Source organism: Chryseobacterium sp. AC405b, from assembly GCF_979258685.1.
This window is the reverse complement of record NZ_OZ409877.1, coordinates 103819-128274: the sequence shown is the minus strand read 5'-3', so window position 1 is coordinate 128274 and position 24456 is coordinate 103819. Positions and strand designations below refer to the sequence as shown.

The 24456-nt window shown below is 31.0% G+C and carries 25 protein-coding genes and 2 pseudogenes; all 27 read left to right on the top strand.

Annotated elements, in window-relative coordinates; all coding sequences use genetic code 11:
- Positions 1–10: 10 nt before the first annotated feature.
- Positions 11–1495, top strand: a complete 1485-nt coding sequence (locus tag ACZZZA_RS00640; RefSeq protein ID WP_463429346.1) for an O-antigen translocase — start codon at positions 11–13, stop codon at positions 1493–1495.
- Positions 1496–1497: 2 nt separating this feature from the next.
- On the top strand, positions 1498–2043 hold the full coding sequence (locus ACZZZA_RS00635) for a glycosyltransferase family 2 protein (protein WP_463429345.1): 546 nt from the start codon (positions 1498–1500) through the stop codon (positions 2041–2043).
- Positions 2044–2074: 31 nt separating this feature from the next.
- On the top strand, positions 2075–2416 hold the full coding sequence (locus ACZZZA_RS00630; RefSeq protein WP_463429344.1) for a hypothetical protein: 342 nt from the start codon (positions 2075–2077) through the stop codon (positions 2414–2416).
- Positions 2413–3366, top strand: coding sequence for a glycosyltransferase (locus tag ACZZZA_RS00625; RefSeq protein ID WP_463429343.1), 954 nt, complete (start codon positions 2413–2415; stop codon positions 3364–3366). Before ACZZZA_RS00630 ends, ACZZZA_RS00625 begins: the two co-directional genes overlap by 4 nt.
- On the top strand, positions 3363–4685 hold the full coding sequence (locus ACZZZA_RS00620; protein WP_463429342.1) for an O-antigen polymerase: 1323 nt from the start codon (positions 3363–3365) through the stop codon (positions 4683–4685). The genes ACZZZA_RS00625 and ACZZZA_RS00620 overlap by 4 nt, the downstream gene beginning before the upstream one ends.
- On the top strand, positions 4667–5710 hold the full coding sequence (locus tag ACZZZA_RS00615) for a glycosyltransferase (protein ID WP_463429341.1): 1044 nt from the start codon (positions 4667–4669) through the stop codon (positions 5708–5710). Before ACZZZA_RS00620 ends, ACZZZA_RS00615 begins: the two co-directional genes overlap by 19 nt.
- Positions 5710–6882 (top strand): glycosyltransferase, encoded by a 1173-nt coding sequence (locus tag ACZZZA_RS00610; RefSeq protein ID WP_463429340.1) that lies wholly within the window; start codon positions 5710–5712, stop codon positions 6880–6882. Before ACZZZA_RS00615 ends, ACZZZA_RS00610 begins: the two co-directional genes overlap by 1 nt.
- A 1-nt stretch (position 6883) precedes the next feature.
- Positions 6884–7807, top strand: a complete 924-nt coding sequence (locus tag ACZZZA_RS00605) for an NAD-dependent epimerase/dehydratase family protein (RefSeq protein ID WP_463429339.1) — start codon at positions 6884–6886, stop codon at positions 7805–7807.
- Positions 7808–8842 (top strand): polysaccharide biosynthesis protein, encoded by a 1035-nt coding sequence (locus tag ACZZZA_RS00600; RefSeq protein ID WP_463429338.1) that lies wholly within the window; start codon positions 7808–7810, stop codon positions 8840–8842.
- 18 nt (positions 8843–8860) lie between these two features.
- The gene (locus tag ACZZZA_RS00595) at positions 8861–9265 is read left to right on the top strand and encodes a WxcM-like domain-containing protein (protein ID WP_463429337.1); all 405 of its coding nucleotides are present in this window, start codon (positions 8861–8863) and stop codon (positions 9263–9265) included.
- A 55-nt stretch (positions 9266–9320) separates the two neighbouring features.
- Positions 9321–10439 carry a polysaccharide biosynthesis C-terminal domain-containing protein gene (locus ACZZZA_RS00590; protein ID WP_463429336.1) on the top strand — a complete coding sequence of 373 codons (1119 nt, stop codon included), beginning with the start codon at positions 9321–9323 and terminating at the stop codon, positions 10437–10439.
- 69 nt (positions 10440–10508) lie between these two features.
- Positions 10509–11648 (top strand): non-hydrolyzing UDP-N-acetylglucosamine 2-epimerase, encoded by a 1140-nt coding sequence (wecB, locus tag ACZZZA_RS00585; RefSeq protein ID WP_463429335.1) that lies wholly within the window; start codon positions 10509–10511, stop codon positions 11646–11648.
- Between the two features lie 6 nt (positions 11649–11654).
- Complete coding sequence (locus ACZZZA_RS00580) at positions 11655–12848, top strand: glycosyltransferase family 4 protein (protein ID WP_463429334.1); 1194 nt, start codon at positions 11655–11657, stop codon at positions 12846–12848.
- 3 nt (positions 12849–12851) lie between these two features.
- Positions 12852–13457 (top strand): sugar transferase, encoded by a 606-nt coding sequence (locus tag ACZZZA_RS00575; RefSeq protein ID WP_463429333.1) that lies wholly within the window; start codon positions 12852–12854, stop codon positions 13455–13457.
- A 9-nt stretch (positions 13458–13466) separates the two neighbouring features.
- Positions 13467–14153 carry a 3-oxoacyl-ACP synthase III family protein gene (locus ACZZZA_RS00570; protein ID WP_463429332.1) on the top strand — a complete coding sequence of 229 codons (687 nt, stop codon included), beginning with the start codon at positions 13467–13469 and terminating at the stop codon, positions 14151–14153.
- A 61-nt stretch (positions 14154–14214) separates the two neighbouring features.
- Positions 14215–14478 (top strand): 3-oxoacyl-[acyl-carrier-protein] synthase III C-terminal domain-containing protein, encoded by a 264-nt coding sequence (locus tag ACZZZA_RS00565; protein WP_463429331.1) that lies wholly within the window; start codon positions 14215–14217, stop codon positions 14476–14478.
- Between the two features lie 13 nt (positions 14479–14491).
- Complete coding sequence (locus tag ACZZZA_RS00560; protein ID WP_463429330.1) at positions 14492–14722, top strand: acyl carrier protein; 231 nt, start codon at positions 14492–14494, stop codon at positions 14720–14722.
- 3 nt (positions 14723–14725) lie between these two features.
- A complete protein-coding gene (locus tag ACZZZA_RS00555; RefSeq protein WP_463429329.1) occupies positions 14726–15778 on the top strand; it encodes a 3-oxoacyl-ACP synthase III family protein in 1053 nt (350 codons plus the stop codon).
- Between the two features lies 1 nt (position 15779).
- Positions 15780–16523 carry an SDR family NAD(P)-dependent oxidoreductase gene (locus ACZZZA_RS00550; protein WP_463429328.1) on the top strand — a complete coding sequence of 248 codons (744 nt, stop codon included), beginning with the start codon at positions 15780–15782 and terminating at the stop codon, positions 16521–16523.
- On the top strand, positions 16501–16743 hold the full coding sequence (locus tag ACZZZA_RS00545) for a hypothetical protein (RefSeq protein WP_463429327.1): 243 nt from the start codon (positions 16501–16503) through the stop codon (positions 16741–16743). Before ACZZZA_RS00550 ends, ACZZZA_RS00545 begins: the two co-directional genes overlap by 23 nt.
- Complete coding sequence (locus tag ACZZZA_RS00540) at positions 16724–17152, top strand: DapH/DapD/GlmU-related protein (protein WP_463429326.1); 429 nt, start codon at positions 16724–16726, stop codon at positions 17150–17152. Before ACZZZA_RS00545 ends, ACZZZA_RS00540 begins: the two co-directional genes overlap by 20 nt.
- Positions 17153–17239: 87 nt before the next feature.
- A pseudogene (locus ACZZZA_RS00535) lies at positions 17240–18380 on the top strand (aminotransferase class I/II-fold pyridoxal phosphate-dependent enzyme).
- Between the two features lie 339 nt (positions 18381–18719).
- A complete protein-coding gene (locus ACZZZA_RS00530) occupies positions 18720–19289 on the top strand; it encodes a sugar transferase (protein ID WP_463429325.1) in 570 nt (189 codons plus the stop codon).
- Positions 19290–19308: 19 nt separating this feature from the next.
- On the top strand, positions 19309–19944 hold the full coding sequence (locus ACZZZA_RS00525) for a DUF3575 domain-containing protein (RefSeq protein ID WP_463429324.1): 636 nt from the start codon (positions 19309–19311) through the stop codon (positions 19942–19944).
- A 103-nt stretch (positions 19945–20047) separates the two neighbouring features.
- Positions 20048–22393: a GumC family protein gene (locus ACZZZA_RS00520; RefSeq protein ID WP_463429323.1), complete on the top strand. Its 2346-nt coding sequence runs from the start codon at positions 20048–20050 to the stop codon at positions 22391–22393.
- Positions 22390–23810 (top strand): annotated as a pseudogene (locus ACZZZA_RS00515) (lipopolysaccharide biosynthesis protein). The gene ACZZZA_RS00520 and the pseudogene ACZZZA_RS00515 overlap by 4 nt, the downstream one beginning before the upstream one ends.
- Entirely contained in the window at positions 23807–24445 is a 639-nt protein-coding gene (locus ACZZZA_RS00510) for a CatB-related O-acetyltransferase (RefSeq protein WP_463429322.1), read from the top strand. The pseudogene ACZZZA_RS00515 and the gene ACZZZA_RS00510 overlap by 4 nt, the downstream one beginning before the upstream one ends.
- Positions 24446–24456: the final 11 nt, after the last annotated feature.

Sequence of the window (24456 nt, the reverse complement as noted above, 5' to 3'; positions counted from 1 at the left end):
TCAATTGACCTTGGAAAAATCATATAAATCAACTTTTAAAAATACGCTTGCTTTTGGCGGTCTGCAAATTATTACAATTCTCCTTAATCTTATTAAAGGGAAGTTTATTGCTGTTTACTTAGGACCAGTGGGAATTGGAGTTAATAATCTATTGTTGACTACTATGAATTTGATTACAACTTTCAATGATTTAGGATTAGATCTTAGTGCGGTACGTAATCTATCTGAAGCACATGAAACGGAAAATGAAGAAAAATCAAATAGAACCATTACCATTGTCCATAAACTATTTTTTTATACAGCACTACTTGGAGCAATAATTTCGGCAGTATTTTCTCCTGTTTTAAGTTATTTCACATTTGGGAATTATGATTATACTGTGTCATATTTGTTACTTTCTTTTTTTGTTTTTTTTACAACACTTTCGAAAGGTCAACAAACCGTGATGCGAGGATTAAGGAGGATCAACTTTATTATAAAATCAGGATTCTATGGTACTCTGGCCGGAGTAATAATCTCTATACCATTTTATTATTTTTTCGGTATAGAGGGTATTGTTCCTACAATGATTATTACATCGCTGAGCAGTTTAATTTTATCATGGTACTATTATCGGAAGATTCCCAAAGTAAAACTTCAGATCAGTAATCTGGAAGTTTGGCAGGAAGGAAAACAGATGATGAAACTGGGATTAATGCTTGTTTTTTCTATCCTAGTCGGAATGCTAGTGAAATATCTCATAAGCGTGGGTATAGGTAGAATGGGTAATGTGAAAGATGTAGGTCTTTATGCTGCAGCAATGAGCATCAGCGGGCAGTATGTCGGGTTCATTCTTGCTTCATTGGGTGCAGATTATTTTCCCAGGTTAGCAGCTGTTTCTCATGATACTAAAGAAGTAAACAGAGTAGTTAACGAACAATCTGAAATAGTTTTACTACTTGCTACGCCTCTTTTGATTATCATGATCATTACATCTCCATTATTAATCAAAGTTTTGTTGACCAAAGAATTTTTTGCTATTACAGATTTTATAAGATTCATTGCACTGGGTTCTTTTTTTCAGTTAGCATCCTACTGTATGGGATATATATCTTTTGCAAAAAATGACCGTAAAACCTATCTTATCATGGAGGGTCTGGTAGGAAATGTCTTTAATCTTATGTTGAGTTTAATTTTGTATCATTTCTATGGTCTTTTTGGCTTGGCTGTAAGTTATTTAGCGTTATATATTATTTACTTTATAACTATAATTACAGTTACTGGAAAATTATATCATTTCAAAATGCATAAGGAAAGCAGCAAATTTTTGTTTATTTCATTTTCATTCATATTTCTTGTTTTTTTATGTTTCTATATATCCAATACATATATTGCTTATGGAAGCGCAATCACATTATTTATCCTAAATGCTTTTTACAGTTATCGTCATCTCAACAAAAGATTAGATATAATGAACTTTTTAAAACAAAAATTTAAAAGAAAAAAAACTTCATAAATTTGGAAAAACCTTTAAACAATCTACCGCTGATTTCTGTTATTGTAATTACTTACAACTCAGCAGAATTTGTTATTGAGACTCTAGAAAGTATTAAAGAACAGAGTTATGGTAATATTGAATTAATCATTTCGGATGATTGTTCAAAAGATGATACCATTGGTATTTGCGAAAAATGGACTAGTAATAACAGCAATCGTTTTTTAAGAACTAAAATTATTACAGTTGAACAAAATTCTGGCATTCCCGCAAATTGCAATAGGGGAGTAAAAGCAGCAAACGGAGAATGGGTAAAGGTAATTGCTGGCGATGATCTTTTGATGAAAGATTGTTTAAAATATTTTTTTGAGTTTTCTACTACAAAAGAAAACTTGGAAGTTTGTGTTTCAGATCTGTATGAGTTTATTGACGGTGAACCTACGAATCTAAAATTGATAAAGCCGGATATATATTCTGTTTCAACAGATGTCAGTAAACAATTTAGAAAACTGCTAAAATCTTTTTTTGGAAATGCGCCTACCTTCTTTATTAAAAAAAAAGATTTTTGAAGATTTAAGTTTTGATGAAAATATAAAATATATGGAAGATTATCCTTTAGCAATCAATTTAAATAAAAAAGGTATTTTTATCCATTATTTGCCAAAGCCAACAGTACTATACAGAGTCAGAAATAATTCTGCTTCTAATGAAGAAAATACTAAATTGTTTTCTGATTTCTATAAGAAAATTGAAGATTTCAACAAGACTTATAGATATCCTGAGATGAGTAAAACGGAATATTTTACCGAGCGTTTTGAAATTTTCAAAAAAGATTTTTTTACTGCATTTGGTTTGAATAAGAATAAAAGTTTTAATCGAAAACTTTTTAAATACTGCAGTTACATTAATCCTTTTTTTGTTTTGAATAAAATCATAAAATGAAATTATTATCCATAGTTATTCCGATTTATAATGTAGAATTATATTTAGAGAAATGTTTACAAAGCATAACTTCACAGATTAATGGTAGTAATGACCAGGAAATAGAGATTATATTGGTAAATGATGGATCTATAGATAATTCCAGAAGTATTGCTGAAAAATACAGTGAGAAATACAACTATATATCTTTAATTTCTCAGGAAAATATGGGATTGAGTGAGGCTCGTAATAATGGATTACAAGTTTCTGAAGGGAAATACGTATGGTTTCTCGATTCGGATGATTGGATTGCGGAGCAAAGCCTGAATAATATCATTGAAATAATAAAAAAAGATGAAGTAGAAATCATCGTTATTGGTTTAGGCGAATATAAAGATGACCAATTAATTAAAGAATTTATTCCGGAAAATAATCAAAATGGAATAAGTATATTGCGTGATAAAAACTATTTTGTAGGAGCTGTAGTTTACATCATGAATATTTCGTTCTTGAAGAAAAATAAATTAAAGTTTTATAGAGGTATATATCATGAAGATGAAGAATTTATAAATAGAATGCTTTATGTTGCTAGTAGTGTTGTAAATATTGATAGATTGATATATTGTGTAAATGTAAGAGAAGGATCTATCACAAGATCTATCAATCCTAAAAAAAGTTTTGATTTGTTAATCGTAATTTCGCAGCTTCATTTATTTATGCAGTCTGTTGAAGAAAAAGATATATATTATAATAGGATAGGATTATTATTTAATAATGCTTTAAATAATCTTAAAACTGCCACAAAGCAAGATAAAAAAAAATTCGATGAAGAGTACAAAAATAATTTTAATTTTATAAAAAAATATTTAATAAAAAGCAATAAGTTGGCATACAAAATTGAAGGGTGGCTTCTTTGCTTTCCTTTTACCAGACCAACTTTAGTGTATAACATCTTATCATATTTCAAGTGAGATTTTTTTTAATTTGCTTATTATTTTTAGCAACATTGATATCCTTTAGCGATCTGTTATTATCTGCTAATATATTACTATGGATATATATCATATTTTTATGCTTTAATATCTTAAAAGATCGATATGTATCTCTTGCTTCGATCTTCATTTTTGGTTTTATTTACATCTATTTTAAAGAAATTTTAAATAATACTCCAGATCTTATTCAGGAATGGGGCGAAGACAATGTAAATACCGCTTATAAAGTAGTGATGTTCACGGCTATCGCTTTTTTTGCAGGATACTACATTTATGAAATCATTTTTATAAAAAAAGCCAATAATTTTCTGCCTAAGAAAGAGTTTTTTTTCATTAAAAATAAAAAGAGATTTTTTAATGTCACTTTGTTTTTAACATATTTAATTTTTCTCGGAAATATAGTTCTTATTATTAATGGGCTTACGAAAGGAAGGCAAAATGCTTTTGAATATGGTATATTTTCTTCAATAAGCTATGCAATAGGAGTAATATGTATTGTTAATTACAAACACTATTTTAAACAGTTTTATGGAAAAGACAGCTATTTAAAAGTAATTTTATATTCATTGCCAATTTTTATTTTATATGTAGGGAGTGGTACTAGATTTCTACTTTTATTTGGTGCAATTGCGCTGATCAATTCTTCACTTATTAATCTGAAAGTTAAAAAGATTCTTATGTTGGGAGGTATAGTCATTGCAATGGGTTTTATAGGTAACTTTTTTCTTAAATACAGAAACGATGGCTTTACTGCAAATACAAAAGTAGAAGCTATATCCAAGGATGAGAATAGAAGTATAAATAAAATGATAGTCAGCAATTTTACTGAAGAAGCAGTTTTCCGAAATGCTGCAATGATAAATGATTATACTACTAAGAATGATTATACCTATGGAAAGAGTATTTCATTTATTTTATATTTTTGGGTTCCGAGAGTAATTTGGGAATCAAAACCTACCCAAATTGATCACTGGCTAATCAGAAAATATACTCATGAATATGATGATTCGGGTCACTCAACAGCTTCAGGGTTTTTGGGTGAGATTTATATGGATTTTGGTAAATATCTTACCGTATTTATCTTTTTTTTCGTTGGAATGCTCATATCTAAACTAAATAGGAAGCTTTTGAGCGTAAATGTTGATTCATACTTTAAACTGTTAGTTTCAAGCTCCATTATTGCATGGTTATTTTTTGCTGTTCGTTCCGTATTAACATCTTCAATGATGCTTTTTTTTATAATTCTACTCGCATATGTTTTTTTAAAAATATTCAAAAGATGGAAACTGATAAAATAATTATAACAAATCTTCCAGCATTTTATAAAATAAATTTATTAAATAGAATATCAAATCATGAAAAAGTATTTGTGATCTTTACTGGAAATACAGCCGAAATCAGAAATAGCGATTTTTTTAAACAACATTTAATAGAGTTTGATTTTGTTGATTTAAAGAATAAGTCATTTTTTTATCGGTTTTATTTCATTATAAAATTATTTATGTTCGCGAAATATAAAGAATTGATTATAGGAGGCTGGGATGAGCCATTACTATGGTTAGTAAGTATATTAAGTAAAAAGAAAAAAAATTCCGTTATAGTAGAATCAAGTATTCATGAATCTAAAACTCATGGAATAAAATCATTGGTGAAAAAACTGTTTCTTAAAAGAATCAGCAAAGCTTATGCTTCTGGGAATTCTCAAATTAGACTATTACAAGCGTTAAATTTTAAAGGAAAAATTATAAAAACAAAAGGGGTAGGGATATTTAATATATGCCCTCAACCACCATTTAAAGAAAGAAATTCTGTAGTGAATTTTCTTTATGTAGGAAGACTTTCTAAAGAAAAAAATTTGGAAAGTTTAATAAAAGTATTTAAAGAATTACCCGAGTTAGTTTTGCATATAATAGGTTTTGGTCCAGATGAAGAATATCTTAAATCAATCGCTTCAAACAATATAAAGTTCTTAGGAGCCATAAAAAATACAGAGCTTCACAAATTTTATAAATTGCATGATGTTTTTATTCTTCCTTCTATCGTAGAGCCTTGGGGGCTTGTTGTAGAAGAAGCGTTGAATAATGGCATGCCAGTAATCATAAGCAATAAAGTAGGATGCGGTGATGAGATTGTAAAAGATGGAAATAATGGTTTGATTTTCAGGGTTGAAGATCAGAACGACATGAAGGAGACCATTATAAAAATAAGACATTTAGATTTATACAATCATCTCAGAAAAAATATTAGTGAAATGAATTTCGAAGAAATTGCTAAAAGTCAAATCGAGGTCTACCTTGCAAAAAACAATAAAACGACTGGCTAATGAAAATACTACATACTGTTAATAGTTTTGGAAAAAAATCTTATGGTTTAGGTTCTATAAGTATGGGATTAGCAAAAGCTCAACTTTCGTTGGGGGAAGATGTATATGTTTGGAGTGGAGATTCAAAGGAAGATGTGCAATGGGCTGTTGAAAATTATAATTTTCCTGAAGATAGATTGGTAGGTTTTCCATCAGACATACCACTACTTAACGGATCTAGAAGACAGTTGAAAGTCGCTGCTAAGAGTTTTCAATATAACATTGTACATCAACATAGTCTATGGACTTCCCAATCTTTGGTGACTTCAATATTAAGAAAGAACGGCGCAAAAACATGTATTGCTGCACATGGCACATTATCCGAATTTGCATTAAATAAATCTAAATTTAAAAAAGATATTGCTTTAGCATTGTTTGAACGTACAAATTTGAAAAATTCTCATGTTTTACATGCAACATCAGAATTTGAAATAGAAGATTTTAAAAGATTAAATTTAAAAAATCCTATTTCATACATAGAAAATGGGATAGGATCTCAATTCATTAATAAAAAAGGTAATGGTGATATCTTTAAGGAGAAATTTAATATTCCAAAAGACAAAAAAGTACTATTGTATTTGTCTAGGATTACTCCTAAAAAAGGTTTAGATATGCTGCTTAAAGCAATGTCTGAAATCAAAAATGAATTTGCCGATTGGGTATTGGTAATCGTTGGAAATGATGAATTCAATTATCAAATTAAGATAGAGGAGATGATAAACGAAATGAGATTATCAGATTTTGTTTTTATTATTGAACCTCAAATAGGAGATGCAAAATTTGATGTTTTTGATGCCTCCCACTTTTTTATTTTACCTTCTTATTCTGAAGGCTCACCAATGGTTGTGGTTGACGCTTTAGCATATGGCTTACCCGTAATTACAACGAAATCTTCAAGCTGGGAAGATTTGAATGATTTCTCATGTGGTTTTTGGGTTGATATTGATAAGAATGCTATTAAAAGTGCTTTAATAAATATGATAAATTTGGATGAAGAGAAATATTTAAAATATTGTCATAACGCCAAAAACTTAGTTATCAAAAAATATTTATGGGATGAAATATCCAAAAAAACACTCTTGCTTTACAATTGGCTGATGTACAAAGATAATAAACCAGATTTTATTTATTAATATGAAATATATAGTATTAGGTGGTAACGGATTTATAGGATCTTACATCGTTGATATTTTAGTAAGTAAAGGTCACGAAGTTACTGTATTAGATATTGGAAAGGAAAAATATAGAGAACCTGTACCGAATGTCAATTACGTGTTTGGGAGCATAACTGATCAAGATTTGATTCAACAGGTGTTTAAAGGTCAAGATATTCTTATCCATAGCATCAGTACAACGGTACCTATCACTTCAAACGAAAATATTGAATTTGATATTGAATCAAACTTAATAAATTCGGTGAAAATATTTAGAACTGCCTGTGAGCAGAATATTAAGCGAATAATTTATTTATCAAGTGGTGGAGCAGTTTATGGTGAACCCGACATAGTACCTATTAAAGAAAATTCATCTACAAACCCTATATCTTCGTACGGAATTACAAAACTTGCAATAGAAAAATATTTAGCATATTTTTCATCAAATTTCAATATAGAATACAATATTGTACGACCTTCCAATCCTTATGGACCAAGACAAAATCCATTCGGAAATCAGGGAGTTATTTCTGTATTTTTAGGAAAGATTTTCAGAAACGAAAAGATTGAGGTTTGGGGTAATGGTGAAATCTATAAAGATTATATATTTATAACAGATTTGGCAGAATCAATTTACCAAGCCTCTATCTCCAAAGAAACATCTCAGATATTTAATATCGGTAGCGGAAAGGGTGTTTCGATTAATGCAATTATTGAAACAATAAGACTAGTGGTGAATAAAGAATTTCAGGTTAATTTTTATCCTGTAAACAAATTTGATGTACAGCATGTCTGCCTTGATATAGAAAAAGCTAAAACAAAATTAAATTTTACACCACAAGTTGGTTTAGAAGACGGTATAAATAAAACTTGGAAATTTTTACAAAACTTAAATTTAAAATAAATGAAAATTCAAAATAAAATACTTCTTATAACAGGAGGCACCGGTTCTTTCGGAACTGCTGTCCTGAACAGATTTTTACAAACAGACCACTTCAAAGAAATCCGTATTTTTTCTCGTGACGAGAAAAAGCAGGATGATATGAGAAATTTGTACAAAAACGATAAAATAAAATATTATATCGGAGATGTAAGAGATTTTTCGAGTGTTGAGCCGGCAACAAGAGGAGTAGATTATATTTTTCATGCTGCAGCATTAAAGCAGGTTCCATCTTGCGAATTTTTCCCGATGCAGGCAGTGAAAACCAATGTCGAAGGAACGCAGAATGTGATACGTGCAGCTACTGCCAATAAAGTGCAGAAAGTAATTTGTCTTTCAACCGACAAGGCCGCTTACCCAATCAATGCAATGGGAATTTCCAAAGCAATGATGGAAAAAGTTGCGGTTGCAGAATCCAGAAATACCACTGAAACTGTGGTTTGTCTTACCCGTTACGGAAATGTAATGGCTTCAAGAGGATCTGTAATTCCTTTATTTTTAAATCAGATTCAGAAAGGTGAGCCGATTACGATCACAGATCCGAATATGTCTCGTTTCTTCATGTCATTGGAAGATGCAGTAGATTTAGTACTATTCGCCTTTGAGCACGCAAATCCTGGAGATTTATTCGTGAACAAAGCTCCTGCAGGCAGTATTGGAGATTTGGCAAAAGCCTTAATAGAACTGACAGGGAAAGAAGTTCCTGTAAAAGTAATTGGTACACGCCACGGAGAAAAATTATACGAAACGCTTTGTACTCGTGAAGAAATGGCTAAAGCAGAAGATATGGGAGATTTTTACCGTGTTCCGGCAGATAACCGTGATCTGAATTATGCGCAATATTTCTCTGAAGGAGAAGAAGAAGTTGCCGAAATTGAAGATTACCATTCTCACAACACAAAGCAAGAAGGTGTGGAAGGATTGAAAAAATTGATTTCCACTTTGCCATTAATCCGAAAAGAAGTTTTTGGTGAAGATGTGATGCAGTACCCTTATTAAATATATCTAAAGGGAAAAATGCTGTTAGAAGGAAAAAAACATCAGGACGATAGAGGTATCATCACGTATAATAATGATTTTGATGCTTCGCAGGTTAAGAGAATTTATACGATAGAAAATCATTCAACAGATTTTGTTCGTGGTTGGCAAGGTCACAAAATAGAACAAAGATGGTTTGCCTGTATGAAGGGGAGTTTTGAGATTTCTGTAATTGTTGTTGATAATTTTGAAAATCCTTCGGAAAAATTAATGATTAAGAAATATCTTTTACAGGATGATGTATTAACTTACCTCCATATTCCTGCAGGCTGCATTACTGCTATTAAAGCATCATCTAATGAAAGCAAACTGTTGGTTTTAGCTGATTTTGCATTAGGTGAGATTAGCGACGAATACAGATATAGTTTAGATTATTTTAAATAAAAAACAATCTGATATGGCTTATTGCCAATCATCAGTTGTCAAAAGTAAATATACAATGAAAAAAATCGGAATTACCGGTCAGAATGGCTTTGTAGGAAGGCATTTGTACAATACCTTAGGATTATTTCCTGAAGAGTTTCACAGAGTTAATTTTAATAAAGACTATTTTGAAGATCAGACTCAGCTTGATCAGTTTGTGGCAGAGTGTGACGTTATAGTGCACCTTGCAGCAATGAATCGTCATGAAAGTGAGCAGGTTATTTATGATACAAATATTGCTTTGGCAGAAAAATTAGTTGAATCATTAAAAAGAACAGGTTCAAAAGCTCATGTTATGATTTCGTCTTCCACTCAGGAAGAAAGAGATAATCTATACGGAAGATCAAAAAAACATGGGAGAGAAGCTTTAGCCAATTGGGCTGAACAGAATGGAGGTAAAGTAACAGGATTGATCATTCCTAATGTATTCGGTGCATTCGGAAAACCTTTTTACAACTCTTTTGTGGCTACATTTTGTCATCAGTTAACACATGGTGAAACACCTACAATTGCTAATGATGGAGAAGTGAAATTAATTTACGTTCAGGAATTAGTGGATACCATTATTTCCGAAATCAGAGAAGGTAATAGTAAAGCTGAATTTTTTATTGAAGCTACTGCAACCAAAAAAGTATCCGAAGTTTTAGCATTATTAAATAATTATAAAACAAAATACTTTGACGGCGGAGAAATTCCTGTCATTAACGACTCATTTGAACATAATTTATTCAATACGTATCGTTCTTATATAGATCATAAAACACATTATCCGGTAAAGTTTACACAGCATACAGATCCTCGTGGAGCTTTTGTAGAAGTAATTCGTTTGGGAATTGGGGGTCAGTGTTCTTTTTCTACCACCGTTCCGGATATTACAAGAGGGAATCATTATCATACAAGAAAAATTGAACGCTTTGCTGTAATCAAAGGAAAAGCTTTAATTCAATTAAGAAAAATAGATACCGACGAGGTTTTAGATTTTTATCTTGACGGTAATGAGCCTGCGTATGTAGATATGCCGATTTGGTATACTCACAATATTAAAAACATAGGAGAAGAAGAATTATATACGATTTTCTGGATCAATGAAGCATTCAACCCGGAAGACTCAGATACTTATTTTGTTGAAGTATAAATAGTAACGATTAAACAATGCAGCATACAAAAAGCTCAATGCTATAGGTAAATCGCTAACAGCCATACAATGAAAAAACTTAGAGTAATGACGGTGGTAGGAACCCGTCCCGAAATTATCAGATTATCAAGAGTAATAGATGCTTTAGATGCTTCTGAAGCAGTAGAACATATTATCGTTCATACCGGACAAAACTACGATTATGAACTCAATCAGATTTTCTTCGAAGATTTGGGACTTCGTAAACCAGACTACTTCCTTGAAGCAGCAGGAAAGACAGCGACAGAAACTGTAGGAAATATTTTGATAAAAATTGATCCTTTATTAGAAGAATTAAAACCGGATGCTTTTTTGGTATTAGGAGACACAAATTCATGTTTGTGTGCAATTCCTGCAAAAAAGCGACATATCCCTATCTTCCACATGGAGGCAGGAAACAGATGTTTTGACCAGAGAGTGCCGGAAGAAACTAACCGTAAAATTGTAGATCATACTTCAGATATTAATTTGACGTATTCGGATATTGCAAGAGAATATTTATTAAGAGAAGGGCTTCCTGCAGATCGCATTATTAAAACAGGTTCTCCGATGTTTGAAGTTCTGAATCATTATTTACCTCAGATTGATGCTTCAGATGTTCTTGAAAAATTAAATTTAGAAGAAGGAAAATTTTTCGTAGTGTCATCTCACAGAGAAGAAAATATTAATTCTGAGAAAAATTTCAGAGGTTTGATGGATTCTCTCAATGCAATTGCAGAGAAATACCAATATCCAATCATTGTGTCAACGCATCCGCGTACGAAAAACATGATCGACAAAATGCAGATCGAAATGCGTCCTGAAATTCAATTCTTGAAGCCATTAGGTTTTCACGATTATAATGCATTGCAGAAAAGAGCGTATGCCGTATTATCAGATTCAGGAACCATTTCTGAAGAATCTTCGATATTGAATTTCAGAGCATTAAATATTCGCCAGGCGCATGAAAGACCAGAAGCAATGGAAGAAGCAAGCGTAATGATGGTTGGCTTATCGCCAGAACGTATTTTACAGGGATTAACACAGGTTTTACAGCAAAAAGTAGGAGCGGAAAGAAATTTCAGACCTGTTTCTGATTATTCTATGCCGAATGTTTCTGAAAAAGTAGTGAGAATTATTATTTCTTATACAGATTATATTAAAAGAACAGTTTGGTCAGAAGAGATCTAAGATAAAATGAATATTATTTTTTTGACTTTAGTTGAGATTAATTCGGTAGAAGACAGAGGTATCTATCAGGATTTGTTACGTAAATTCCGTAACGAAGGGCATGATGTTACTATAATAACTCCTGTTGAAAGACGAAGAGATATCTCTACTAATTTCATTGAAAAAGAGGGCATTTCAATTCTGCAGGTAAAAACATTCAACATTCAGAAAACTAATATTATAGAAAAAGGTATCGGTACTCTTGCGATAGAATACCAATATCTTTCTGCGATAAAAAAACATACGTCTCATAAAAAATTTGATCTGGTTTTATATTCTACACCGCCCATCACTTTTGGAAAGGTAATTGAATATATAAAGAAGAGAGATCATGCAAAATCATATCTTCTGTTGAAAGATATTTTTCCGCAAAATGCTGTGGATATGAATATGCTGAAGAAAGATGGTTTTCTGCATAAACAATTTTTAAAAAAAGAAAAAAAATTGTATCAGATTTCAGATACGATTGGCTGTATGTCTCAAGCAAATGTAGATTTTGTTTTAAATCATAATCCTGAAATAAATAAAAGCAAAGTTGAAGTTAATCCTAATACGATAGAACCTGTCGTCTACGAATATTCTGATCAGCAGAAAAAAGAAATACGAAACAAATATCAGATTCCTACAGACAAAAAAGTATTTGTTTATGGCGGAAATCTGGGGAAACCTCAAGGATTAGATTTTTTATTAGAAACCATTCAGGCAACAAAATGTGAAGATATATTTTTTTTAATAGTTGGTGACGGAACTGAGTTTCCTAAAATTCAGGATTGGTTCAATAATAACAAACCCAACAATGCAAAACTATTGCAACGTTTACCAAAAGAAGATTATGATAAACTATTGGCGGCATGTGATGTAGGTTTGATTTTTTTAAATAAGAACTTTTTAATTCCTAATTTTCCATCAAGATTGCTGTCATATTTGGAAATGAAACTACCGGTACTTGCTGCCACAGATCCTCATACTGATATTGGAGATATTATTGAGAAGGCACAGTGTGGCTATAAAGTAATGGCGGGCAATCAAAATGATATGCAGACTAAGCTTGGAGCTTTACTTAAGGATGATTTGCAAAAATTGGGTAGCAATGCAGAAAGATTGCTTATGAATGAATATGTAATCGAAAGATCCTATAATTTGATTATGAATAAGATTTAAAAAATGTACAAAAACATTATAAAAAGATTAATAGATTTCACTGTCGCATTATTAGGACTCATCATTTTAAGTCCTGTATTTATTATTGTAACTATTGGATTATATTTTGCTAATGATGGAAAACCTTTCTTTTTTCAGGCACGTCCTGGTTTAAAAGAAAAGATTTTCAACATCATCAAGTTTAAAACGATGAATGATAAAAAAGACACCAATGGGAATCTGCTTCCTGATTCTGAAAGACTGACTTCTATTGGAGCTTTCGTTCGCAAAACTTCTTTAGATGAATTGCCGCAATTGATCAATGTTCTGAAAGGTGATATGGCTATAATAGGACCTCGTCCTTTGTTACCTCAGTATCTGTCTTTATATAACGAAAATCAAAAACGCCGACATATTGTTCGTCCTGGAATTACAGGTTGGGCACAAATTAACGGTAGAAATGCCATTTCGTGGACAAAGAAGTTTGAATTAGACGTTTGGTACGTCGATCATTTATCATTAACTTTGGATTCTAAAATTTTCTTTAAAACGATTAAAAAAGTGTTTGTGAGAGAAGGGATTTCTTCCGAAGGTCAGGCTACAACGGATGCATTTAATGGCTTTAACTAAATATAAAATATGGGAGCACAAATAAAGAAAATAGAGTATGTTTTTCCTGAAAATAAAATCACAAACGAGGATTTAAAAAAAGAATTTCCTGAGTATGATTTTGAAAGGTTTGAAGAAAAAGTAGGTATAAAAGCTAGATATATTGTCTCTGAAAACGAAACCGGTTTAGATCTTGCTGAAAAAGCATGTAATAAATTATTTGAGAGTTACGATAAGGATAAAGTGGATTATATATTATACTGCACTCAAAGCCCAGAATACTATTTACCTACTACAGCTTGTATTCTTCAAGATAGATTGGGTTTAAGAACTGATATAGGTGCTTTAGATTTTAATTTGGGCTGCTCAGGATTTACATATGGTGTAAATCTTGCAAACTCACTTATTTCTTCCGGACAAGTAGAAAATGTGTTGTTAGTAACTGCAGAAACTTATTCAAAATTTATACATCCAAAAGACAGGACGAATAGGTCAATCTTTGGAGATGCTGCTGCTGCAACACTTATTTCGAAGACAGAAGGAGATAATATTTTAAAATTTAAGTTCGGAACAGACGGTTCAGGTTATGATAAATTAATTGTCAAAAATGGATGTAGTAAATTTCCTTTGGATCCGGATGCTGAGCAAATCATCTATGGTACTGATAATATTTATACTGATAACCATTTATATATGAATCGGACCGGAGGTTTTTAATTTTACAACAAAAGTTATCCCATCTTTTGTAAATGAGATTTTGGAAGCAAATAATCTCAAGGTGGAAGATTTAGACCAATTTGTATTTCATCAAGCTAATTCATTCATGCTAGATTTTCTTCGGAAAAGAATAAAAATCAGTAAAGAAAATTTCTTTAACAACTTGTTTGATGGAGGGAATACAGTTTCAAATACTATTCCTATTGCATTAAAGAAATATTGTCAGAATATTGAAAATGATAATGATCTTATGGTTGCAATCGTGGGATTTGGAGTTGGTCTATCTTGGTCAGGAGGAATAATTAAAATAAATAATAAACTTTAAAATATATATCATTATGAAAAAGAGTGAATTCATTATAGGATTAGGAGAAGAATTAGAACTTAGTAAAAATTTGACAGAAGATACTGATTTAAAAAGCATGGAGGAATGGGATTCTATGGCTTCAATGTTGCTTATCGGATATGTTTCAAACGAGACAGGTGTTACTATTACATCAGATGATTTAAAAGAAATTACAACAGTAAATTCTCTATTAGAAAAAATAGGAATGGACAAATTTGAATAGTAAATGAATCTAGAGTTTAAGGGAATAGAAATTAGAGCCGTATCTAGCTGCGTCCCTAAAAATATAATCAAAAATGATTTTTTTGAATCATTACTAAGTCCAAAAGAAATAAGATTGTTTGAGAAAACTGTCGGGATTATTGAGAGAAGATGGGCTTCAGAAGCTGTCACAGCTTCAGATTTGGGTTTTGCAGCCGCTACAAAATTGTTTGAAACTATACCTGATTTTAAAGATGATATTGGCTGTTTAATTTTTTTGAGCCAAACACCTGATTATAAAATCCCTTTTTCATCTAATATTCTGCAAGCACGTCTTGAACTTGATAAAAATATTTTGTGTTTAGATATTAATGCAGGTTGCTCAGGTTTTATTCAGGGTTTGAGTACTGCGTTCTCAATAGCGGCTAGTAAACCCAAAACAAAAGTTTTATTAATAATTGCAGAAACAATGTCAAAGATCTTGTCACATCAAGATCGTGGCACATCAATGCTATTTGGTGATGGTGCTTCAGCTATAATAATAGAAAATACTGGTGACGAAACTGTTGAGTCCTATTTTAATGTTTTTTCAGACGGTGAATATGCGGATGCTATAAAAATTCCTGATGGAGGATTTAGAAATAAAGTCACAATAGACAGCTTTAAAGCAAAAGATGATGGAAATGGTAATATGAGGAATGCGTTACAACTTTTTATGGATGGAGCAAGCGTTTTTGATTTTACATTAAGAGAGGTATCTCCTAGCATTGAAGCTTTACTTCAATCTTCACAAAATAAAACAGAAGATGTTGATTTTTTTCTATTACATCAATCAAACAAATTTATAATCAATCAAATTGCTACAAGATTAAATATTCCTAAAGACAAAATATTGTTTAATATTGACAAGTTTGGAAACACAAGTGGAGTTTCAATACCATTATTATTATCAAGTTCTGCAAATAATATAGTTAATCGAAAAAATCTCTTATTTAGTGGTTATGGAGTAGGATTAAATTGGGGGAACTGCCTATTGAAAAATTCTTCTATAAAAATAACTGAAATTGTTGAAATATAAAATGATTAAAGATAAGACAATAATTATAACAGGTGCATCATCTGGTATAGGCAGAGAAATCGCAATTCATTTAAGTAAATTGGGAGCAAATTGTGTGTTAATTGGTAGAAATCACGAACGGCTTGCTAAAGTAAAATCAGAATGTATTTCACCTTCATTAGTGATTTCAACTGATCTATATAATTTTGAAAATTACGAAGAAATTGTACAAAAGGTTTTTGATGAATTTGGTCCAATATATGGATTTGTTCATTCTGCTGGAATTGAGCAGACTTTGTTATTACCACAGATTAAAATCGGAAACCTTAATGAAATCTTCAATATAAATGTTTTTTCAGCAATAGAATTTATAAAAATTATCAGCAAGAAAAAATACAAGCTCGACAAGCAAAGCTTTGTTCTCCTTTCTTCGGTGATGGGAGTGGTTGGCAACAAAGGACTTACTTCTTATTCAGCAACCAAAGGAGCAATTATTTCAATGGTAAGATCAATGGCGTTGGAACTTTCTTCAAAAAAAATAAGAGTTAATGCAGTTTCACCTGGTCACGTATCAGATTCGGAAATGTCACAAAATAAAGAACAGTATCTTTCCGAAGAAGCCGTAAATGTTATTGAAAAAAATCATCCATTGGGCTTAGGAAAATGTCTAGATGTAGCAAAAATAACGGCCTTTTTACTTTCAGATGATTCTGATTGGATAACAGGACAAAATATAGTAATTGATGGAGGATATTCAATTCAATAAAAAAGGTTTCTATTTATTAGGTGCCGGTGGATTGTCGAGAGAGCTTGAATCTTGGATTGTTGATTCAGAATTCAGCAAACAATATAAGCTTGAAGGTTTTGTCGACGATAATTTGGATGCTTTAAATGGAATTAAATCTGATTATAAGGTTTTAGAGCAGCTTCTTTTCTGGAAATATCTGGAAAGGACAAAATGTATTGATGGGAATTGCAGCTTGTGAAATTAAAAGTGAAATTTTTGATATTTTAGAAGAAGAAAAATGCAAAATTTTATCTTTTAATCATAAATTTTCATTAATTGGAAATAATACTGAAGTTGGAATAGGATTTATATTGTGTCCATTTGCTGCCGTCTCATGCAATGTTAAAATCGGGAAAGGTGTAATGGTTAATTTAGGAACTCAAATCGGCCATGATGTAACAATAGGGGATTTTACAAGTATTATGGCAAATGTTGATATTGGTGGTGGAGCTGTTATTGGAAATAGTGTCTTCATTGGTTCGAATGCAACAATTTTACCAGGCGTAAAAATTCCTGACGGAACAAGAATAGGCGCAGGATCCGTGGTTTTACGATCTATTAAAAAAGCAGGTACTTATTTTGGTAATCCGGCAAAAGCAATTTTTTAATTACAATAATAAAAAAGAATAAACTATTGATCTGCTACAGAATTTTTATAGTTTTAAATATTAATCTTTAAGATTTCACTTTCTATAATGAACAATTCAAAAATCTGGCTTTCCTCACCACATATGGGAGGAACCGAACTAAAATACGTGCACGAGGCATTCGATGCAAACTGGGTAGCTCCTTTACGGACCAAACGTTGATGGTTTTGAAAAAGATATAGAAACATTTTTAAACTCAGATGTGAAAGTAGCGGTGCTTTCTGCAGGTACAGCGGCTTTACATTTAGCATTGATTCAATGTGGGGTAGAGTATGGAGATGAGGTAATTTGCCAGTCAATGACGTTTTCTGCCTCAGCAAATCCAATCGCATATTGCGGTGCAATCCCTGTTTTTATAGACTCGGAGAAAGAGACATGGAATATGTGTCCGATTGCATTGGAAGAAGCCATTCAAGACAGAATCTCAAAAGGTAAAAAGCCTAAAGCAATCATTGTGGTTCATTTGTACGGAATGCCCGCTAAGATGGATGAGATTTTAGCAATTGCAGAAAAATATGACATTCATGTGATCGAAGATGCTGCAGAAGCTCTAGGTTCAACTTATAAAGGAAGGGCTTGCGGAACTTTTGGACGTTTCGGAATATTGTCTTTCAACGGAAATAAAATCATTACCACTTCAGGAGGGGGCGCATTGGTTTGCCATACTCAGGAAGATAAAGATAAAACGGTTTTTCTTTCAACTCAGGCAAGAGATAATGCTCCTCATTATCAGCATTCACACATCGGTTACAATTACCGAATGAGCAACATCGTTGCAGGAATAGGACGCGGACAAATGGAAGTTTTAAGCGACAGAGTAAATGCACGTAGAAGTATGCATGATTTTTATGTTCAAATCTTTAAAGATATTGACGGAGTTGAGGTTTTTTCTGAATTGAATGATGATTTTTATTCGAATCACTGGTTGTCTGCAATTATAGTTGACGAATTAAAAACCGGGAAATCTCGTGAAGATTTAAGAATGGCTTTTCTTGAAGATAACATTGAATCCAGACCACTTTGGAAACCGATGCACATGCAGCCGGTATTTGCAGATGCTCCATATTATGGAACAGACGTTGCTGAAAAACTATTTGATAACGGTCTTTGTTTGCCTTCAGGATCTAATTTGTCAGATGATGACAGAATGAGAATTGAAAAAGTAATTCAAGAGGTTTTTTCAAACTAACCTTTCAATCCTTTAATGAATGTTATATAGAAAATGTTTTTTTTTGGAATTTTAAAAGAAGATAATCAACATTAATTAAATTTAATAAAAGATAAAGTACCTGTATTGATAAACAGGTACTTTTTTATTATAAAAATATCCTATAACATAATAAATGTAATTTTAATAATACGTTCAAAAAAATGATTTATAGATGTTTAATTGAAAATGATTTTAAATGTTTCATGCGGTCTCAACATTTGATCTTATTCTTATTCAATTTATAGTCATCATAAACCTGACTCCAAATTCTAAGACTTCAAACCGTAAACCTTATATTTGCAAATCAATTTAGCATAAGTGAAGAAATACCCTTGGTGGAAAGCGTTAATGGACTACGGAATCAGTTTCGTAGCAATTATCTTTTTACTTCCTGTTTTTTTTATTTTAATGATTACTGCATCATTTGATACAGGTTTTCCGGGTATTTTTAAACAAAAAAGAGTAGGGCTTCAAGGAAATATTTTCATTATTTATAAATTGAGAACTTATCATCCAGTCACATGTAAAAAATCAAAAATCGGAATTTGGCTCAGAAAAACAAAATTAGATGAGCTTCCTCAGCTTTTCAATATTTTAAAGGGCGATATGTCACTGGTTGGTCCACGTCCCGATATTCCGGGATATTACGACAAACTGAAAGGAGAGGATCGTTTGGTTTTACAATTGAAACCAGGATTGACAAGTGAAGCAGGAATGCAATTTCGTAATGAAGCAGTAATTTTAAGTCAACAAGAAGACCCGCTGAAATATAACGACGAAATATTGTTCCCGGAAAAAGTACAAATGAATCTCAACTACTATCATCAGCTCTCATTTAAAAAAGATGCACAGATTTTGCTAAAGACTTTCTTTATCTTAAGTAAATAAAATGATTATCAAAAAAAATATGAAACATATAATGAAGCTGGCTCCAAAAATTACAGTCCTTATTTTCTCTTTATTTTTACTAAAACTGAATGCTCAAACAGAACTAAAAGTTAACACACTGTTTCTTCCGCTAGGAATGATCAATATCGCTGCAGAAAAGTCTTTAAATAAAAATTTTTCTTTGCAGGCAGAAGCCTTCGTTTCGCCTTGGAAATCTTTTGGCGGCAAAAATCTTCAGATCTACATGGGAACTTTAGAAGGGAGATATTATTTTAAAGAAATGATGGAAGGTTGGCATATAGGAATTTATGGTTCTGTTGCCGCCTATAATCTGCAGAAATGGAATTATATAAAAGCAACAGTAGTTTTGAATCAAGATGGAACTCCACAGCTTTTACCTGACGGAAGTACGAGAATAACGGAGCGATATCAGAAAGGCCTCGCTTTTATTGTCGGCATTAGTGGTGGTTATCATTTTACGATCAATAATAAATTAGGATTAGACGTATACGCAGGGATAGGAACCAGCCAGTCTTTCTATAGAGGATATTATAAAGATACAAATGAGCGTTATGACGGTGTTGAAAAATTTAATAAAAGTGGAGAATTTATCCCAACCAGAGGCGGGTTGATGTTGACTTATAAATTAAATTAATTAAAATAAGGAATTACTCCCGCTTTCTACAAAATATAGATATATTTGCAAAGTTTAATCAAATCTGAAAAATAAAATTTAATTTTCAAATCTAATCCTAAAAATGGATAAAAACTACAATAAAGAAACTGATCTAAAAGAATTAATATATCCATATTTATACAGATGGAAATATTTTGTAGCAATTATTCTGATAATGCTTCTATTTGCTATTTATTACATCAAATCTACAGCTCCAGTTTATAAAATTCAAACTTCAGTACTCATTAAAGATGCGAAAAAAATGTCTTCAGCTTCGGGAGATTTTGGAGTTTTGCAAAGTCTAGGTGCTTTTTCAAACATGGGAACCAATAGTATTGAAAATGAGCTGGAAATATTTAAATCAAAAACTATCGTAGAGGATGTTCTAAAGCAACGTAACTTTCAAATATCTGTTTTTGCCGAGCAAAAGTATTATAATTTAGAAATTTATGGAAATACAAATCCATACATTTTTAATGTGATTAACGAAAAAAGTGATCAAGAGCTTTCTATAAAACCGATTAATATAAAGACAAAGAATAACGAAATTATATTATCTTCTGAAAATTGGAATGATGATGTTAAAGGTGCTTTTAACAGAGTGATAAGTCTTCCTTTTGCGAATATTATTATCAGTAAAAATCCCAATTATCTATATAATAAAAAAATAGATATGGATAAATTATTTTTTTCATACAGTGAATTTGATGAAACGGTAATTAATTTTCAAGAATCTTTGAAAGTGGAGCTTTTAGATAAAGATGCAACGGTAATTGGTCTTTCAATTGATTTTCCAAACAAAGATAAAGCGCTGGATTTTACGAATGCTTTGGTGAGGCAATATAATATTTATGCAATCAATGATAAAAGTTTAGAGTCTAAAAAGACCAAAGAATTTATTGATGAAAGAATTGTTTTAATCTCTAAGGAATTGGGAGATGTAGAAACTGAAAAACAAAAATTTAAATCAACGAATAATATTGTTGATCTTGGTGGTGAAGCTAGAATCAATCTTCAAATAAAGGAACAAACAAGAGCTAAAACATTAGAGTTTGACACCCAGTTAGAGTTAAATAAAATTTTACAAAATTTTCTTAATCGTAAAAATGTAACTGATGTTTTACCGGCGAATATTGGACTAGATAATGAAGCAGCAGCAAAAAATATTCAGGAGTATAATCTTCTTGTTATGAAAAGAAACAAACTCTTGGAAAATGCTACAGAGAATAATTCTTTGGTAAAAGAACTTGACAAACAGATAACAGATCTGAAAGGTGCCTTGAGTGAAGGGTTAGAGAAAAATAAAATAGCTTTACAAATTGGGAAAAATAGTGTACTATCAGAGATGGGTACTTCTCAACAAAAGATAAGTCAGATACCTTTTCAAGAAAAGTTATTTAGAAATATTGAAAGACAGCAGCAAATTAAAGAAAATCTTTATTTATTGTTGTTGCAGAAAAGAGAAGAAGCTGCAATAACAATGGCAATCACTGCCGAAAAAGCACGTGTTATTGATAAAGCTTATGTAAATAAAAAAAAGGTAGCACCTAAAAAATTATACGCACTTGCGACAGCATTATTCGGTGGGTTTCTTTTGGCTTTTTCTATCGTATATTTAAAAATAATATTTAATAATAAAATCTCTACCAGAAAAGATATCGAAAAACTTTCTGCAAGACCTATTGTCTCTGAAATTCCACACATTATCAATAAGAAATCTGAAATTATCAAACTTAATGATGTAACACCTATTGCAGAAGCCTTTAGAATTTTAGTTACCAATTTGAAATTTATGCTTCAGAAAAATGGTAACACTCCGGTTATAATGGTGACATCTTCTGTAAAGGGAGAAGGTAAAACTTTTATAAGTATCAATTTTGCTTTAGCGCTATCTTCATCCCTTAAAAAAGTGGTTGTTATAGGAAGTGATATTAGAAATCCTCAATTACAAAGATATCATCCAGATTCTAAAAATGTAAAAGGTTTAACAGAGTATTTGTTTGGAGATGTAAATAAATCTGAAGAAATAATTTTTAAGAGTGGATTTAATGATAATTGTGATTTTATTTTTTCAGGCAGCATACCACCAAATCCTGTAGATTTGTTACAAAGCTCGAGATATGTAGATTTATTAGAAGATCTTAAATCTAAGTATGACTATATTGTTATAGATACAGCACCTCTTCTTTTGGTTACTGATTCCTTCCTGATTGCAGAGTATGCAGATGCAACTCTTTATGTTGTGAGATCAGAATTAAGTAAAAAAGATTTTGTTAATTTTGCTAATACCCAAATTGATAACAATAATATCAAAAATGTAGCTTTTGTTTTAAATGATGTCAGCAAAAATAATCTAGGATACTCTAATCAATATGGATATGGTTACCATAGTGAAAAGAAAAAATGGTGGCAATTTAATAAGAAATGATTTCTCAAAACAGACTGTATAAAGGATTAATCTGGAGTACGGTAGATAAGTTTATCATTGTAGGAGTACAGATTCTGATTGAAATTGTATTGGCTAGATTTGTGAGTCCAAAAGAATATGGAGTAATGGGAATGCTTTTGGTAATCATTTCATTATCACAAGTAATTGTGGATAATGGCTTAGGGAATGCTTTAATATTTAAAAGGACCGCTCTGAATCTGATTTTTCTACAGCTTTTTATGCATCCATGGCTATAGGTTTTTTTACGTATTTACTTGTTTTTATTTCAGCCCCATTTATCACTGAGTTTTTTAAAACTGATATAACTGCTTACATAAGAATAATCTCTCTTACAATCATAATTAGCAGTATTTCTGTTATTTATAAAACTAAACTTAATATTGATTTGGATTTTAAATCTCAGGCAAAATTTTCTTTCATGGCTGTTTCTCTTTCCGGATTAGTGGGGATTGCCATGGCAGTCAATAAATTTGGAATCTGGTCTTTAATTGTACAAAATGTATTATTTAGTTTTTTAACACTTGTTTTTTTAATTGTCAACATAAAATGGCATCCCAAAAAAAGATTTTCAATTAAAAATTTTAAAGAATTATTTAAGTATAGTTCCAAACTGCTTTATGCCGGTATTTTCAATGCTGTTTATATTAATCTAAATTCATTGCTTTTAGGAAAATTTTTTCCGACAAAACAATTGGGATATTATACTAAAAGCTATCAGTTTACCATATTTCCTGCTTCGGTTTTTACAAATGTAGTCCAGAGAGTATTATTTCCCTATTATTCACAATTACAAATGGATAAAGCTAAACTTTATAAAAGTACATTGTTTTATAATAAAATAATATTTATCCTCATATTACCTGTTGTCAGTATTATTATCTTATACGCACCTCAAATTATTATCTTTATGCTTTCCAAATCTTGGCAGAATATGGTGTTGCCGTTTCAGATATTGCTTGCGTCCACATTGTTTTACCCCCTCATCGTATTAAATATGAACGTTTTTCAGATACTTGGTAAAACATATGATTATCTGAAAGTTGAGATAGGTAATAAAATTTGTGGAATTATTATTCTCGTATTATTATATCCATACGGAATCAATGGAATTTGTACAGCGATTTTTATACAGTTTTTGTTACAGTATATTATAACGTCATTTTTTGTTGCGAGAAGTACGGGACAAAAATTTTCAAAAAGTTGGAATATCATTTTATATTTAATTTTTGGAGTCGTACTTTTATTTTGTGTTTTTTATTATTTAAGTGAGTTTAAAGCCCCGTGGTTATCTGGAATTTTGCCGGGACTTGTAATTATTATTTGTTATAGTTTTTTTATAAATTTTATTTGTAAAAATGAAATATCATCCGTTTATCATAAATTTTTTAAAAAATGATTTTTTATATTATAAAATTTTTTTTCAAGTCTTTTTATGATCCTATTGTTTTAGGAATGCATTTCTATCGTTGGAAAATTAAAAATAAACATAACTTTACATATCCGGTTATTACTTTTCCGGTGGAAAAGGTGAGCGTTGGAAGATATACTTATGGTCCTTTAGAAATCTATAGTTATACCAAAAAAGAGGATGAGTTTTTGAGTATTGGTTCTTTTTGTTCAATTGCAAAAGGTGTTAAATTTATACTAGGTGGAAATCATCATCATGAGTTTGTATCAACTTATCCGTTTAAATTTTTTTTTGCAAATGAAGAAGAAGCTTTTGCAAAAGGAAGTATTGTCTTGAAAGATGATGTATGGATTGGAACTGACTGTTTAATCTTATCTGGCGTTACATTGGAGCAGGGATGCGTTGTTGCAGCAGGTTCTGTCGTGGTAAAATCGTTTCCTCCTTATTCTATTATTGGGGGTAATCCTGCCAAAATGATTAAAAAAAGATTTGATGAAGTTACTATTAAAAATTTACTGCAGTTAGACTATGATAGTTTTGATAAAGATTTTATAGAAGAAAATATGGATTTTTTTTATAATAAAGATATTAATTCTGTTCTTCAAAAATTGAAAAATATATAAAAACATAAGTT

What these genes read in the sequence shown, in the direction of transcription:
- ACZZZA_RS00630 (WP_463429344.1), top strand. Translation starts at nt 2,075, where the DNA reads ATGGAAGATTATCCTTTAGCAATCAATTTAAATAAAAAAGGTATTTTT.
- ACZZZA_RS00625 (WP_463429343.1), top strand. Translation starts at nt 2,413, where the DNA reads ATGAAATTATTATCCATAGTTATTCCGATTTATAATGTAGAATTATAT.
- ACZZZA_RS00615 (WP_463429341.1), top strand. Translation starts at nt 4,667, where the DNA reads ATGGAAACTGATAAAATAATTATAACAAATCTTCCAGCATTTTATAAA.
- ACZZZA_RS00610 (WP_463429340.1), top strand. Translation starts at nt 5,710, where the DNA reads ATGAAAATACTACATACTGTTAATAGTTTTGGAAAAAAATCTTATGGT.
- ACZZZA_RS00605 (WP_463429339.1), top strand. Translation starts at nt 6,884, where the DNA reads ATGAAATATATAGTATTAGGTGGTAACGGATTTATAGGATCTTACATC.
- ACZZZA_RS00600 (WP_463429338.1), top strand. Translation starts at nt 7,808, where the DNA reads ATGAAAATTCAAAATAAAATACTTCTTATAACAGGAGGCACCGGTTCT.
- ACZZZA_RS00595 (WP_463429337.1), top strand. Translation starts at nt 8,861, where the DNA reads ATGCTGTTAGAAGGAAAAAAACATCAGGACGATAGAGGTATCATCACG.
- ACZZZA_RS00590 (WP_463429336.1), top strand. Translation starts at nt 9,321, where the DNA reads ATGAAAAAAATCGGAATTACCGGTCAGAATGGCTTTGTAGGAAGGCAT.
- wecB (WP_463429335.1), top strand. Translation starts at nt 10,509, where the DNA reads ATGAAAAAACTTAGAGTAATGACGGTGGTAGGAACCCGTCCCGAAATT.
- ACZZZA_RS00580 (WP_463429334.1), top strand. Translation starts at nt 11,655, where the DNA reads ATGAATATTATTTTTTTGACTTTAGTTGAGATTAATTCGGTAGAAGAC.
- ACZZZA_RS00575 (WP_463429333.1), top strand. Translation starts at nt 12,852, where the DNA reads ATGTACAAAAACATTATAAAAAGATTAATAGATTTCACTGTCGCATTA.
- ACZZZA_RS00570 (WP_463429332.1), top strand. Translation starts at nt 13,467, where the DNA reads ATGGGAGCACAAATAAAGAAAATAGAGTATGTTTTTCCTGAAAATAAA.
- ACZZZA_RS00560 (WP_463429330.1), top strand. Translation starts at nt 14,492, where the DNA reads ATGAAAAAGAGTGAATTCATTATAGGATTAGGAGAAGAATTAGAACTT.
- ACZZZA_RS00555 (WP_463429329.1), top strand. Translation starts at nt 14,726, where the DNA reads ATGAATCTAGAGTTTAAGGGAATAGAAATTAGAGCCGTATCTAGCTGC.
- ACZZZA_RS00550 (WP_463429328.1), top strand. Translation starts at nt 15,780, where the DNA reads ATGATTAAAGATAAGACAATAATTATAACAGGTGCATCATCTGGTATA.
- ACZZZA_RS00545 (WP_463429327.1), top strand. Translation starts at nt 16,501, where the DNA reads ATGGAGGATATTCAATTCAATAAAAAAGGTTTCTATTTATTAGGTGCC.
- ACZZZA_RS00540 (WP_463429326.1), top strand. Translation starts at nt 16,724, where the DNA reads ATGGGAATTGCAGCTTGTGAAATTAAAAGTGAAATTTTTGATATTTTA.
- ACZZZA_RS00525 (WP_463429324.1), top strand. Translation starts at nt 19,309, where the DNA reads ATGAAACATATAATGAAGCTGGCTCCAAAAATTACAGTCCTTATTTTC.
- ACZZZA_RS00520 (WP_463429323.1), top strand. Translation starts at nt 20,048, where the DNA reads ATGGATAAAAACTACAATAAAGAAACTGATCTAAAAGAATTAATATAT.
- ACZZZA_RS00510 (WP_463429322.1), top strand. Translation starts at nt 23,807, where the DNA reads ATGATTTTTTATATTATAAAATTTTTTTTCAAGTCTTTTTATGATCCT.